11 protein-coding genes are annotated in these 13217 nt (G+C 70.1%); 6 read left to right on the top strand and 5 right to left on the bottom strand.

Going from position 1 to position 13217, the window contains the following annotated elements; all coding sequences use genetic code 11:
• Positions 1 to 42: 42 nt before the first annotated feature.
• Positions 43 to 1743 carry a sodium:solute symporter family protein gene (locus OG485_RS19185; protein WP_328669549.1) on the bottom strand — a complete coding sequence of 567 codons (1701 nt, stop codon included), beginning with the start codon at positions 1741 to 1743 and terminating at the stop codon, positions 43 to 45.
• Positions 1744 to 1922: 179 nt separating this feature from the next.
• Between OG485_RS19185 and galT the strand changes: the two genes are divergently transcribed.
• The 3 genes from galT to galK are packed head-to-tail and all read left to right on the top strand — an operon-like array spanning position 1923 to position 5137.
• Positions 1923 to 3020, top strand: coding sequence for a galactose-1-phosphate uridylyltransferase (galT, locus tag OG485_RS19180; protein ID WP_328669548.1), 1098 nt, complete (start codon positions 1923 to 1925; stop codon positions 3018 to 3020).
• Positions 3017 to 3982 (top strand): UDP-glucose 4-epimerase GalE, encoded by a 966-nt coding sequence (gene galE / locus OG485_RS19175; RefSeq protein ID WP_328669547.1) that lies wholly within the window; start codon positions 3017 to 3019, stop codon positions 3980 to 3982. Before galT ends, galE begins: the two co-directional genes overlap by 4 nt.
• Positions 3983 to 3994: 12 nt before the next feature.
• Positions 3995 to 5137: a galactokinase gene (gene galK, locus OG485_RS19170; RefSeq protein ID WP_328674559.1), complete on the top strand. Its 1143-nt coding sequence runs from the start codon at positions 3995 to 3997 to the stop codon at positions 5135 to 5137.
• A 193-nt stretch (positions 5138 to 5330) separates the two neighbouring features.
• Here galK and OG485_RS19165 read toward each other — a convergent pair whose 3' ends face one another.
• Positions 5331 to 5792: a GNAT family N-acetyltransferase gene (locus OG485_RS19165; protein ID WP_328674557.1), complete on the bottom strand. Its 462-nt coding sequence runs from the start codon at positions 5790 to 5792 to the stop codon at positions 5331 to 5333.
• Positions 5793 to 6048: 256 nt separating this feature from the next.
• Between OG485_RS19165 and OG485_RS19160 the strand changes: the two genes are divergently transcribed.
• A complete protein-coding gene (locus OG485_RS19160) occupies positions 6049 to 6816 on the top strand; it encodes a response regulator transcription factor (protein ID WP_326787288.1) in 768 nt (255 codons plus the stop codon).
• Here the strand turns inward: OG485_RS19160 and OG485_RS19155 are convergent.
• Positions 6775 to 7272 carry a MarR family winged helix-turn-helix transcriptional regulator gene (locus tag OG485_RS19155; RefSeq protein WP_261703948.1) on the bottom strand — a complete coding sequence of 166 codons (498 nt, stop codon included), beginning with the start codon at positions 7270 to 7272 and terminating at the stop codon, positions 6775 to 6777. The two genes, OG485_RS19160 and OG485_RS19155, sit on opposite strands and share 42 nt — an antisense overlap.
• 172 nt (positions 7273 to 7444) lie before the next feature.
• Here OG485_RS19155 and OG485_RS19150 point away from each other — a divergent pair, with 172 nt between their 5' ends.
• Positions 7445 to 8257 (top strand): trans-aconitate 2-methyltransferase, encoded by an 813-nt coding sequence (locus OG485_RS19150; protein WP_328669546.1) that lies wholly within the window; start codon positions 7445 to 7447, stop codon positions 8255 to 8257.
• Positions 8258 to 8390: 133 nt separating this feature from the next.
• Here the strand turns inward: OG485_RS19150 and OG485_RS19145 are convergent, their stop codons facing one another.
• Positions 8391 to 9071: a TetR/AcrR family transcriptional regulator gene (locus OG485_RS19145; RefSeq protein WP_326787291.1), complete on the bottom strand. Its 681-nt coding sequence runs from the start codon at positions 9069 to 9071 to the stop codon at positions 8391 to 8393.
• Positions 9068 to 10081, bottom strand: a complete 1014-nt coding sequence (locus OG485_RS19140) for an acyl-CoA desaturase (RefSeq protein WP_328669545.1) — start codon at positions 10079 to 10081, stop codon at positions 9068 to 9070. Before OG485_RS19140 ends, OG485_RS19145 begins: the two co-directional genes overlap by 4 nt.
• A 350-nt stretch (positions 10082 to 10431) precedes the next feature.
• Here OG485_RS19140 and ppc point away from each other — a divergent pair, with 350 nt between their 5' ends.
• A complete protein-coding gene (gene ppc / locus OG485_RS19135) occupies positions 10432 to 13164 on the top strand; it encodes a phosphoenolpyruvate carboxylase (protein ID WP_328669544.1) in 2733 nt (910 codons plus the stop codon).
• The last annotated feature ends 53 nt before the right edge of the window (positions 13165 to 13217 follow it).

Below are 13217 nucleotides of genomic sequence, written 5' to 3'. Positions count from 1 at the left end.
ATTCTCCCTCGTCGGAGTGGGCCAGGACTCGTCGGAACGGGATCAGAACGAGAACGGGATGTAGCAGGCGGCCGCCAGGATCAGCGCGCCCCAGCCCAGCAGGGCGGGCCTGCGGTACCAGGCGTCGTCGCCGGGGGCCGGCGGCTCTGCCATGCCGGGGGACACCGTGCCGTAGACCAGGCCCTGCAGTTCCTCCGCCGGCTTCGGGGCGGTGAAGAGCGAGACCCCCACCATCACCACGCCACCGGCCACGAAGGCGACGATCGCGGAGACGAAGTTGGCGCCCTGGTCGGAGGGGAAGCCGATGACGTCCTGCTTGTAGAGGACGAAGTAGTTCACCATCGCTGCCGTCGTGCCGGCCAGCAGGCCCCAGAAGCCCGACTTCACCGACGCCCGCTTCCAGAACATGCCGACGATGAACACCGCGAACATCGGCACGTTGAAGAAGGAGAACAGCGTCTGGAGGTAGCTCATGATGTTGGAGAAGGACGAGGCCAGGAAGGCCGTTCCGATCGACGCCAGGACACCGATCACCGTGATGAGACGGCCGAAGCGGACGTAGTAGGAGTCCTCACGGTCCTTCACCACGTACCTTGCCCAGATGTCCGCGGTGAACACCGTGTTGAAGGACGAGACGTTGGCCGCCATGCCCGCCATGAACGCGGCCAGCAGACCGGTCACCGCGATGCCGAGGACACCGTTGGGCAGCAGCTCCTGCATCAGATACGGGATCGCGTCGTTGTACTGGAGATCCGAACCGCTCGTGCCGATCTTCGGGACGAGGACGGCCGCCACCAGACCCGGGATCATCACCAGGAAGACGATGAAGATCTTCGGGTAGGCGGCGATCAGCGGGGTGCGCTGGGCCGCGGAGAGGTTCTTCGCCGACAGAGCGCGCTGCACCTCGGCGAAGTTCGTCGTCCAGTAGCCGAAGGACAGCACGAAGCCGAGACCGAGCACGATCGTCAGCCAGTTGGCGCCGAGCGGGTTGGCGCTGCCGATGCCCGTGCCGCCCCAGGCCGTCGTGAAGTCGGCGCCGTGGGTCTTGTCGAGGGAGTCCGTCAGACCGCCCCAGCCGCCCACCCGGTTCAGGCCGAGCACGGTGATCGGGATCAGTGCCGCGAGGATCACGAAGAACTGGAGCACCTCGTTGTAGATCGCGGAGGAGAGACCGCCCAGGGTGATGTAGGCGAGGACGAAGAACCCGGCGACCACGATCGCCACCCACTGCGGCCAGCCGAGCAGTGCCTCGACCACGATCGCGAGCGAGTAGAGGTTGACGCCCGCGATCAGGACCGCGGCGAAGGCGAACAGGACCGAACTCAGCAGATGCGCCCATTTGTCGAAGCGCAGCAGCAGGAACTCGGGCACCGAGCGGACCTTGGAGCCGTAGTAGAACGGCATCATCACCAGGCCCAGGAAGACCATCGCCGGGATGGCGCCGATCCAGTACCAGTGCACGGTGTAGACGCCGTACTGGGCGCTGTTGGCGGCCATGCCGAGGATCTCGGTGGCGCCCAGGTTGGCCGAGATGAAGGCCAGGCCGGTGATCCACGCGGGCAGCGAGCGCCCGGACAGGAAGAAGTCGAGGCTCGTCCTCACCGAGCGGCGGGCCGCGAACCCGATGCCGAGGACGACCACGAAGTAGATGCCGAGGATTGTGTAGTCGAGTGCGTTCGTGGGGAGACGCAGCTCGGCGGCGAGCAGGATGCCCGGTTGGGGCGGATGTGTGGGGGACTGCATCAGAACTCGCTTCGTCGCATGAACCTATCGGACCGGAACTTATGCCTCCGCATTCAACGGATGCGCCCTTCGGGTGGTGTCCTTTGTTTGATTGTGACGTTGACTGTGGTGGTGGCTTGTGGTTTGTTGTGTTCGGTTATGTTTGAAGGTTTGATCGGGTGCTGATGGGGAGTCCGACTGTGAAGAAGACCTCGACCCGGCTCGCCGACGGTCGTGAGCTCATCTACTACGACGCGGGCGACGACCAGGTGCGCGACGCGGTGGACCGGCGCCCGCTCGACCCGACCGTCACCACCTCGGAGGTGCGCCGCGACCCGCTGCTCGGCGACTCGGTGGCGATCGCCTCGCACCGCCAGGGGCGCATCTACCACCCCCCGGCGAACGAGTGCCCGCTGTGCCCGTCCTCGGGCGACCGGCTGAGCGAGATCCCCGACTCCTCGTACGACGTCGTGGTGTTCGAGAACCGCTTCCCCTCGCTGGCGGGGGACTCCGGCCGCTGCGAGGTCGTCTGCTTCACCTCCGACCACGACGCCTCCTTCGCGGATCTGACGGAGGCGCAGGCGGCCCTCGTCCTGGAGGCCTGGACGGACCGCACCGCCGAACTGTCCCATCTGCCCTCCGTCCAACAGGTCTTCTGCTTCGAGAACCGCGGCGCCGAGATCGGCGTGACACTCGGTCACCCGCACGGGCAGATCTACGGCTACCCCTTCACCACCCCTCGTACCGCGCTGATGCTGCGCTCGCTCGCCGCGCACAAGGAGGCGACCGGCGGGGAGAATCTGTTCGACGAGGTCGTCGCGCGCGAGCTGGCGGACGGTTCACGGGTCGTCCTGTCGAGTGACCACTGGGTCGCCTTCGTCCCGTACGCCGCCCACTGGCCGTACGAGGTCCACCTCTACCCGCGCCGCCGCGTGCCCGACCTGCTCGGCCTCGACGAGGACGCGCGCACAGAATTCCCCCAGGTCTATCTGGAACTCTTGAGGCGCTTCGACCGGATCTTCGACGGACCGGACGGTGGGAAGGAAGGGGCGAAAGGGGCGGGCGAGGCGCAGACGCCGTACATCTCGGCGTGGCACCAGGCTCCCTTCGGCCCGCTGGAGGAGTTCGAAGGCGTCAACCGGGACGACTTCGCGCTCCACCTCGAGCTTTTCACCATTCGCCGCACTTCCGGCAAGCTGAAGTTTCTCGCGGGTTCCGAGTCCGGCATGAACGTGTTCATCAACGACGTGCCGCCGGAGACCGCGGCTCAGCGACTGCGAGAGGTAGCGAGTACATGAGTGGGAAGTATCTGGTCACGGGTGGAGCGGGCTATGTGGGCAGCGTGGTCGCGCGCCACCTGCTCGAGGCGGGCCACGAGGTCACCGTCCTCGACAACCTCTCGACGGGCTTCCGCGAAGGCGTGCCCGCCGGTGCCGCGTTCATCGAGGGCGACATCCGCGATGCCGCCAAGTGGCTGGACTCCTCGTACGGCGCCGTCCTGCACTTCGCCGCGTTCTCGCAGGTCGGCGAGTCCGTGGTGAAGCCCGAGAAGTACTGGGACAACAACGTCGGCGGCACCATGGCGCTGCTCGCCGCGATGCGCGAAGCCGGCGTGCGCACGCTGGTCTTCTCCTCCACCGCCGCGACGTACGGCGAGCCCGAGACCACCCCGATCGTGGAGTCCGCGCCGACCCGGCCCACCAACCCCTACGGCGCCTCCAAGCTCGCCGTCGACCACATGATCACCGGCGAGGCGGCGGCCCACGGACTCGGCGCCGTCTCCCTGCGCTACTTCAACGTGGCCGGTGCCTACGGCGAGAGCGGCGAGCGGCACGACCCCGAGTCGCACCTCATCCCGCTGGTCCTCCAGGTCGCGCAGGGCCGCCGCGACGCGATCTCCGTCTTCGGCGACGACTACCCGACGCCGGACGGCACCTGCATCCGCGACTACATCCATGTCGCCGACCTCGCCGAGGCGCACCTGCTGGCCCTCAAGGCCGCGGCCCCCGGCGAGCACCTGATCTGCAACCTCGGCAACGGCAACGGCTTCTCCGTCCGCGAGGTCATCGAAACCGTGCGTCAGGTGACCGGGCACCCGATCCCCGAGGCCGTGGCCCCGCGCCGCGGCGGTGACCCGGCGGTCCTGGTCGCCTCGGCCGAGACCGCCCGGGAGCGGCTCGGCTGGAACCCGTCCCGCGCGGATCTCGCGGGCATCGTCGCGGACGCGTGGGAGTTCGCACAGAACACAGCGAAGGGATAGCGGGTGGAGCAGGTGGGGGTACGTGAGGGCTTCGAGGAGCTGTACGGCGCCGCGCCCGAGGGCGTCTGGGCGGCGCCCGGCCGGGTCAACCTGATCGGCGAGTACACGGACTTCAACGAGGGGTTCGTGATGCCGCTCGCGCTGCCGCACACGGCGGTCGCGGCGGTGTCCCGCCGGTCCGACGGGGTGCTGCGGCTGCACTCGGCGGACATCGACGGCCCGGTCGTCGAACTGCGCGTCGACGAACTGACGCCCCGGTCGGACAGCGGCTGGGCCGCCTATCCGGCGGGTGTGGTGTGGGCGCTGCGCGAGGCGGGCCACGCCGTCGGCGGCGCGGACATCCATCTGGCCTCCACGGTCCCCACCGGCGCCGGGCTGTCCTCCTCGGCGGCCCTGGAGGTCGTCACCGCCCTCGCCCTCGACGAGCTGTACCGGCTCGGGCTCACCCGGCCCGAGCTGGCACGGCTCGCCCAGCGCGCCGAGAACGACTTCGTCGGCGTGCCCTGCGGTGTCATGGACCAGACGGCGTCGGCGTGCTGCACCGAGGGCCACGCCCTGCACCTCGACTGCCGCGACCTGTCCATCCGCCAGGTCCCCTTCGACCTCGCCTCCCAGGGCCTCGAACTCCTCGTCGTCGACACCCGGGTGAAGCACGCGCTCGGCGACGGGGCGTACGCGGAGCGGCGCGCGGGCTGTGAGGAGGGGGCACGCCTGCTGGGCGTGTCCCATCTGCGCGATGTCGCGTACGAGGACCTCGACACGGCCCTCGCCCGGCTCTCCGACGAGCGCGTGCGCCGCTACGTCCGGCACGTCGTCTCCGACGACCACCGGGTGGACCGGGTCATCTCCCTGCTGGACGCGGGTGACGTCCGCGCGATCGGGCCGGTCCTGACGGACGGTCACGCCTCGCTCCGCGACGATCTGCGGATCTCGTGTCCCGAGCTGGACCTCGCGGTTTCGGCGGCCAACGCCGCGGGGGCGCTTGGTGCGCGGATGACGGGGGGCGGGTTCGGGGGGTCCGCTGTCGTGCTGGTGGAGTCTGCCGACGTGGACAGTGTCACCAAGGCGGTGACGGAGGCGTTCGCCGCGGCGGGCTTCACCGCGCCCCGGGTGTTCCCGGCGGTCCCTTCGGCGGGGGCCCGCCGTATCGGCTGACCCGGGCTTGTTTCGCCCCCTCCGCCCCTGCCCGTCCCGTGCTCAGGGGGCTCCGCCCCCCCGAACCCCCCGCTCCTCAAACGCCGGAGGGGCTGGAAGGTGCGCCGCAGGGGCTGAATTTCCAGACGCCGGATGGGCTGGGACTTGCGCCGGAGGGGCTGAAATTTTCCCGGGCGCCGCAGGGGCTGGGGGCTCAGTCGGATTTCCAGCGCTTCGTCAGGGTGTACTCCGTGATCCCCGGCGGGTAGTCGGGGATCACGCACACCACCTCGTACCCCTGTTTCCGGTAGAAGTCCGGGGCCTGGAAGTCCCAGGTCTCCAGGCGGGCGGCGTGGCAGCCCCGTTCCTCGCGTGCGACGCGCTCGGCCTCCGCCAGGAGCCGGCTGCCCAGGCCCGTGCCCCGGGTGCGGTCGTCGACCCACAGGTACGTCACGTGCAGCCAGGTCGTCCAGGTGTGGCCCGCCAGACCGCCGGCCAGGGCGCCGTCCTCGTCCAAGGCCCAGACGTGAAGCGGAGATTCACGTTCGCCTGGGGTTCCGCGCAGCGCGCGCAGCACCGGGGAGGCCGCCGTGTTCGTGTCCAGCAGCCGTCTGCGGAGCAGATCCCGACGCTCCTTGTCGTCTCCTGTCTCGATACGAAACATACGGCTCACCATAAACGCGCTGGCCAACCAGTTCTGCAAATCACCTTCCGCTCCTCGCCCCCGGCCGTACTCTGATGAACAGTGCCGGTGGGGGCCGGTGCTGATCAGGGGGCGAGACAGTCGGGTACGACGCCCGAAGTGGGGGTAGCACTTCCAGCACGGCGGCGGCCGTGCGGCGGAGGCACCTCGTTTTCCGGGTCGCAAGCGGGCCCGGGATCACCTCGGGCGCCGTACCCGTACGGATCGTCCCCCGACAGTGGGGGTTTCTGTGGTTCGCATCCGAGTACTGGTCGTCGACGACCATCGCATCTTCGCCGAGTCGCTCGCCGCCGCGCTCGCGGCCGAGCCCGATGTCGACGTGTCCGCGGCCGGCAGCGGTCCGGCCGCGCTGCGCTGCCTCGAGCGCGCGGCGGCCGAGGGCCGCCGCTTCGACGTGCTGCTCGTCGACGCCGACCTGGGCGGCAATCTGCCCGGCATGCGTCCGGCGGTGCCCGTCCAGGAGAGCAACGAGGACGGCCTGGTCGACGGCATATCGCTGGTCGCCGGCGTGCGCTCCGGGCAGCCGGGCGTACGGACCGTCGTGCTGGCCGAGAAGGACGACCCGCGCCGGGCCGCGCTCGCCCTCCAGGCCGGGGCCTCGGGATGGGTCGCCAAGGACTGCTCGCTGTCGCGGCTGCTCACGGTCATACGGGGTGTGCTGCGCGACGAGACCCATCTGCCGCCCGCCCTGCTCACCGGGGTGCTGCGGGAGCTGACCGCCGCGCGCAAGCACCGCACCGAGAGCGAGCGGCTCGTCGAGTCGCTGACGCCCCGTGAGCGCGAGGTGCTGCGGTGCATGGTCGCCGGGCTCGGGCGCAAGGCGGTGGCGGAGCGGCTGTTCCTGTCGCCGCACACCGTCCGCACCCATATGCAGAACGTCCTCGGGAAGCTCGGTGTGCACTCCACCCTCGCCGCCGTGGCCCTGGCCCGGCGCGCGGGAGTCGGACCCGTCGACCTAACCGGGGATGTTGTCGAACGGGGCGGTCAACTGGCGTAGCAGCCCGGCCAGTTCACCGCGCTGTGCCCGGCTCAGCTCGGCGAGGATCGCCCGCTCCTGGTCGAGCAGACCGGCCAGCGCCTGGTCGGCGCGGTCGCATCCCTCGTCCGTGAGGCGTACGAGCACGCCCCTGCGGTCGCTCGGGTCCGGGAGGCGTTCGACCAGACCCTTCTTGGTCAGACGGTCGATGCGGTTCGTCATCGTGCCGGAGGTGACGAGTGTCTGCGTCAGCAGCTGGCCGGGGGAGAGCTGATACGGGGATCCCGCGCGCCGCAGCGCCGTCAGGACGTCGAACTCCCAGGGCTCCAGGCTGTGCTCGGCGAAAGCGAGCCGGCGCGCACGGTCCAGATGCCGGGCCAGCCTGCTCACGCGGCTGAGCACCTCGAGCGGTTCCACGTCGAGGTCAGGGCGCTCACGGCGCCACGCAGCGACCAGCCGATCGACCTCGTCCTCCATGACGATCAGTGTAGTGGTTGTGTCGACATGAAGTCTCTTGATATGGAGTTTCTCGATGACGAGTCTCTTGACGTCGAGATAGTTTTCCTGTGAGGCTGGAGACCCGAACGGTCCGGTCACCGCCGCTCCTTCAGCGGTCCACGACCTCAGCGCGACTTCGAGGAGGCCACCCATGGCTGTCACCCCCACCTGGGACCCGGGTCAGTACCTGCGCCACTCCCGGCACCGGGCCCGCCCCTTCGCCGACCTCCTCGCCCAGGTTCCCGAGCTTCCGGCCGATCCCGCCCGCATCGCCGACCTCGGCTGCGGCCCCGGCAACGTCACCGTCCAGCTCGCCGCCCGCTGGCCCACCGCCCGCATCACCGGCTACGACAACTCCGCCGACATGCTGGCCCGGTCCGAGGAGTACGCGGGCCCCACGGCCGGCGGCGGGCGGCTCGACTTCGCCCACGCCGACCTCACCGACTGGACGCCCGCCGGGACGTACGACCTGATCACCTCGAACGCCGCGCTCCACTGGGTGCCGGGACACCTGGAGTCGCTCCCCGGCTGGCTCGACGCGCTCGCGCCCGGCGGCACCTTCGCCTTCCAGGTCCCCAACAACACCGACGCCCCGCTGCACGTCCTCCTGCGCGAACTGGCCGCCTCCCCGCGCTGGAAAGGCCTGCTCGGCGACTCCCCGCGCCCCGCGGACTCGGTCCACGACCCGCTCGTCTACCTGGACCGGCTGGAGAGCGCGGGCTGCCGGACGGACGTCTGGGAGACCACGTACATGCAACTGCTGACCGGTCCCGACCCCGTGCTCGACTGGGCGAAGGGGACCGCGCTGCGGCCCGTGCTGACCGCCCTCGCGGACGACCCCGAGGCCACGGACGGCTTCCTCGCCGCCTACCGGGACCTGCTGCGCGAGGCCTACCCCGCCCGGCCCTACGGCACGGTCCTGCCGTTTCGCCGGCTCTTCGCCGTGGCCCGGAAGGAGGCCTGATGCTCACCGCGCCCGGCCATGTCCAGCTCGCCGCCCCACAGGGCTCCGAGGACCCCGTCGGCGACCGCCCCGAATTCCTGGAGCCGCTCCCGGCCCGCGACTGAACCGGGAGCGCACTCGGCCCGGCCCCGTCTCAGGCCTTGCGATGCCCTATCAGCCGCGGCTTCGGCTCCAGCCCGTCCAGGCCGTGCCACGCCAGATTCACCAGATGCGCGGCCACCTCCGCCTTGCGCGGCTTGCGGACGTCCAGCCACCACTGGCCCGTCAGCGCGACCATGCCGACCAGGGCCTGGGCGTACAGCGGCGCCAGCTTCGAGTCGAAGCCGCGGCTCTTGAACTCACGGCCCAGGATGTCCTCCACCTGGGTGGCGATGTCCGAGATCAACGACGCGAACGAACCCGTCGACTGCGGGATGGGGGAGTCACGGACCAGGATGCGGAAACCGTCCGTGTACTCCTCGATGTAGTCCAGAAGGGCGAACGCCGCCTGCTCGCACAGCTCGCGCGGATGGCCCGCAGTCAGCGAACCGGTCACCATGTCCAGCAGCCGCCGCATCTCACGGTCCACCACCACCGCGTACAGGCCCTCCTTGCCGCCGAAGTGCTCGTAGACCACCGGCTTGGAGACACCGGCCTTGGCCGCGATCTCCTCCACCGACGTGCCCTCGAACCCCTTGGCCGCGAACAGGGTGCGGCCGATCTCCAGCAGCTGCTGACGGCGCTCGGCGCCGGTCATACGAGTGCGACGCGCGCGCCGCGGCTTGTCGTTGCTGCTCGGGGTGCTGCTGGAGTCGGTCGCCACGCCGTCAATCATGCCGCTTCAGCGGTTTCCGTCTTGCGTCGGGAGCTGTTCCCGTCGTCGCTGCGGCGGGAATCGATACGCGAGCGTGACGGCCAGCGCACGTCATGGGCCCATCCGAGCTGCTCGCACCAGCGGATGATCCGCGCCGACGAGTCGAGCTGGCCGCGGTCCACGCCGTGGCGGGCGGACGTCGGGTCCGAGTGGTGGAGGTTGTGCCAGGACTCGCCGCACGAGAGCACCGCCAGCCACCACACGTTGCCCGAACGGTCACGCGACTTGAACGGGCGCTTGCCGACCGCGTGACAGATCGAGTTGATCGACCAGGTCACATGGTGCAGCAGGGCCACCCGGACGAGAGACCCCCAGAAGAACCCGGTGAACGCGCCCCACCAGGACATCGTCACCAGACCGCCGATCAGGGCCGGCAGGGCCAGCGAGAGCAGCGTCCAGAGGAGGAACTGACGCGAGATCGCCCGGATCACCGGGTCCTTGACCAGATCCGGCGCGTACTTCTCCTGCGAGGTCCGCTCCTCGTCGAACATCCATCCGATGTGCGCCCACCATAGGCCCTTCATCAGCGCAGGGACCGTTTCCCCGAAACGCCACGGCGAGTGCGGGTCACCCTCGGCGTCGGAGAACTTGTGGTGCTTGCGGTGGTCGGCGACCCACCGCACGAGCGGGCCCTCGACCGCCATGGATCCCGCGATGGCGATCGCGATCCGCAGGGGTTGCTTCGCCTTGAAGGAGCCATGCGTGAAGTAGCGGTGGTAACCGATCGTGACGCCGTGGCAGCCCAGGTAGTAGAAGAAGACCAGCAGGCCCGCGTCCAGCCAGCTCAGCCCCCATCCCCAGGCCAGCGGCACCGCGGCAAGCAGCGCCAGGAACGGAACGGCGATGAAGAAGAGAAGGGTGATCTGTTCGAGTGACCCCTTCTTCTCACCGCCGAGGGTCGCGGCGGGGAGCGAGGTGTCGTCGTTGTCCGCCCGCGGGGCGTCGTCGATCACATCGGAACTCGTGGTCATGGGCGTCCCCTGTGGGGTTCGAGGGTGAGGAGCGGCGGGGAAGGGTGTCCGGGTGCGAACCCAGGGTCCTCCCGTCGTCCTACGGGAATACCTACGGGTCCGTAACCTACGGCGTCGTAAGTATGTCAGCGCGTAGCCCGGCGGCAAGAGCCCGTGAGCCTGCGCGTCCGAGGGGACACCTATCCTTGGTATCGGTCGGACAGCGCGGTCCGTTCTGATTTCTTCCCGGATGCCACCTCCTTAAGCGGCACCCGCCGCGCGCGGTCGTCACCCGGGTTCCCTCCCAGACGAGCTTCAGACGAGATTCCCCACTCTTCAGACGAGCTTCACCACTGCAAGGAGCCGCACCTGTGAGCAGTGCCGACGACCAGACCACGACCACCAGCAGCGAACTGCGCGCCGACATCCGCCGCCTGGGCGACCTGCTCGGCGAGACCCTCGTACGGCAGGAGGGCCCCGAGCTCCTGGAACTGGTCGAGAAGGTCCGCCGCCTGACCCGTGAGGACGGCGAGGCCGCCGCCGACCTGCTGCGCGGCACCGAGCTGGAGACCGCCGCCAAGCTGGTCCGCGCCTTCTCGACCTACTTCCACCTCGCCAACGTCACCGAGCAGGTGCACCGCGGACGCGAGCTGCGCGCCAAGCGCGCCGCCGAGGGCGGCCTCCTCGCCCGGACGGCCGACCGGCTCAAGGACGCCGACCCCGAGCACCTGCGCCAGACGGTCAAGAACCTCAACGTCCGCCCGGTGTTCACCGCCCACCCCACGGAGGCGGCCCGGCGCTCGGTCCTCAACAAGCTGCGGCGCATCGCCGCGCTCCTGGAGACCCCGGTCATCGAGGCCGACCGCCGCCGCCACGACACCCGCCTCGCCGAGAACATCGACCTGGTGTGGCAGACGGACGAGCTCCGCGTCGTGCGCCCCGAGCCCGCCGACGAGGCCCGCAACGCCATCTACTACCTGGACGAGCTGCACGCCGGCGCCGTCGGTGACGTCCTGGAGGACCTCACCGCCGAACTCGAGCGCGTCGGCGTCGCCCTCCCGGACGACACGCGCCCCCTCACCTTCGGCACCTGGATCGGCGGCGACCGCGACGGCAACCCGAACGTCACCCCCGACGTCACCTGGGACGTCCTGATCCTCCAGCACGAGCACGGCATCAACGACGCCCTGGTGCTCATCGACGAACTCCGCGGCTTCCTGTCGAACTCCATCCGCTACACCGGCGCGACCGAGGACCTCCTGGAGTCCCTCCAGAGCGACCTGGAGCGCCTGCCGGAGATCAGCCCCCGCTACAAGCGCCTCAACGCCGAGGAGCCCTACCGCCTCAAGGCCACCTGCATCCGGCAGAAGCTGGAGAACACCAAGCAGCGCCTGGCCAAGGGCACCGCACACGAGGACGGCCGCGACTACCTCGGCACCGCCGAACTCCTGCGCGACCTCATCCTCGTCCAGACCTCGCTGCGCGAGCACCGCGGCGGCCTGATCGCCGACGGCCGGATGAACCGCACCATCCGCACGCTCGCCGCGTTCGGCCTCCAGCTCGCCACCATGGACGTACGCGAGCACGCGGACGCCCACCACCACGCCCTCGGCCAGCTCTTCGACCGGCTCGGCGAGGAGTCCTGGCGCTACGTGGACATGCCGCGCGAATACCGCGCCAAGCTCCTCGCCAAGGAACTGCGCTCCCGGCGCCCGCTCGCCCCGACCCCCGCGCCGCTCGACGCCGCCGGCCAGAAGACCCTCGGCGTCTTCGAGACCGTCAAGAAGGCCCTGAAGATCTTCGGGCCCGAGGTCATCGAGTCGTACATCATCTCGATGTGCCAGGGCGCCGACGACGTCTTCGCCGCCGCCGTCCTGGCCCGCGAGGCCGGACTGCTCGACCTGCACGCCGGCTGGGCGAAGATCGGCATCGTGCCGCTCCTGGAGACCACCGACGAGCTCAAGGCCGCGGACACCATCCTGGAGGACATGCTCTCCGACCCCTCGTACCGCCGTCTGGTGGCACTGCGCGGGGACGTCCAGGAGGTCATGCTCGGCTACTCCGACTCCTCCAAGTTCGGCGGCATCACCACCTCGCAGTGGGAGATCCACCGCGCCCAGCGCCGACTGCGCGACGTCGCCCACCGCTACGGCGTACGCCTGCGCCTCTTCCACGGCCGCGGCGGCACCGTCGGCCGCGGCGGCGGCCCCTCGCACGACGCGATCCTCGCGCAGCCCTGGGGCACCCTGGAGGGCGAGATCAAGGTGACCGAGCAGGGCGAGGTCATCTCCGACAAGTACCTGGTCCCCTCGCTCGCCCGCGAGAACCTCGAACTGACGGTCGCCGCGACGCTCCAGGCGTCCGCCCTGCACACCGCGCCCCGCCAGTCCGACGAGGCGCTGGCCCGCTGGGACGCGGCGATGGACGTCGTCTCCGACGCCGCCCACTCCGCCTACCGCAGGCTCGTCGAGGACCCCGACCTGCCGACGTACTTCCTCGCCTCCACGCCGGTCGACCAGCTCGCCGACCTGCACCTGGGCTCGCGGCCCTCCCGCCGCCCCGGCTCGGGCGTCTCGCTCGACGGACTGCGCGCCATCCCGTGGGTCTTCGGCTGGACCCAGTCCCGGCAGATCGTGCCCGGCTGGTTCGGCGTCGGCTCCGGCCTCAAGGCACTGCGCGAGGCCGGCCTGGACACCGTGCTCGACGAGATGCACGAGCAGTGGCACTTCTTCCGGAACTTCCTCTCGAACGTCGAGATGACCCTCGCGAAGACCGACCTGCGGATCGCCCGTCACTACGTCGACACCCTCGTACCCGACGAGCTCAAGCACGTGTTCGACGTCATCGAGGCCGAACACGAGCTGACCGTGCGCGAGGTGCTGCGCATCACCGGCGGGGAGACCCTGCTCGACACCCACCCGGTGCTCCAGCAGACCTTCGCCATCCGCGACGCCTACCTGGACCCGATCTCCTACCTCCAGGTCGCCCTCCTCAAGCGCCAGCGCGACGAGGCCGCGGCCGGCCAGGCGCCCGACCCGCTGCTCTCGCGGGCCCTGCTCCTGACGGTCAACGGTGTGGCTGCGGGCCTGCGCAACACCGGCTGAGCGAACGGACCCGCCGGGCCGGTGACACCCCGGACACCGGCGGGGCCGACGCG

This window comes from Streptomyces sp. NBC_00328 (assembly GCF_036139655.1).
Classification (GTDB): Bacteria; Actinomycetota; Actinomycetes; order Streptomycetales; family Streptomycetaceae; genus Streptomyces.
The sequence above is the reverse complement of the archived record's forward strand: the minus strand, read 5'-3'. Positions and strand labels throughout refer to the sequence as shown.

Coding starts and splice junctions, on each gene's coding strand:
- OG485_RS19185 (WP_328669549.1), bottom strand. CDS start 1,743: ATGCAGTCCCCCACACATCCGCCCCAACCGGGCATCCTGCTCGCCGCC.
- galE (WP_328669547.1), top strand. CDS start 3,017: ATGAGTGGGAAGTATCTGGTCACGGGTGGAGCGGGCTATGTGGGCAGC.
- OG485_RS19165 (WP_328674557.1), bottom strand. CDS start 5,792: ATGGTGAGCCGTATGTTTCGTATCGAGACAGGAGACGACAAGGAGCGT.
- OG485_RS19155 (WP_261703948.1), bottom strand. CDS start 7,272: ATGGAGGACGAGGTCGATCGGCTGGTCGCTGCGTGGCGCCGTGAGCGC.
- OG485_RS19150 (WP_328669546.1), top strand. CDS start 7,445: ATGGCTGTCACCCCCACCTGGGACCCGGGTCAGTACCTGCGCCACTCC.
- OG485_RS19145 (WP_326787291.1), bottom strand. CDS start 9,071: ATGATTGACGGCGTGGCGACCGACTCCAGCAGCACCCCGAGCAGCAAC.
- OG485_RS19140 (WP_328669545.1), bottom strand. CDS start 10,081: ATGACCACGAGTTCCGATGTGATCGACGACGCCCCGCGGGCGGACAAC.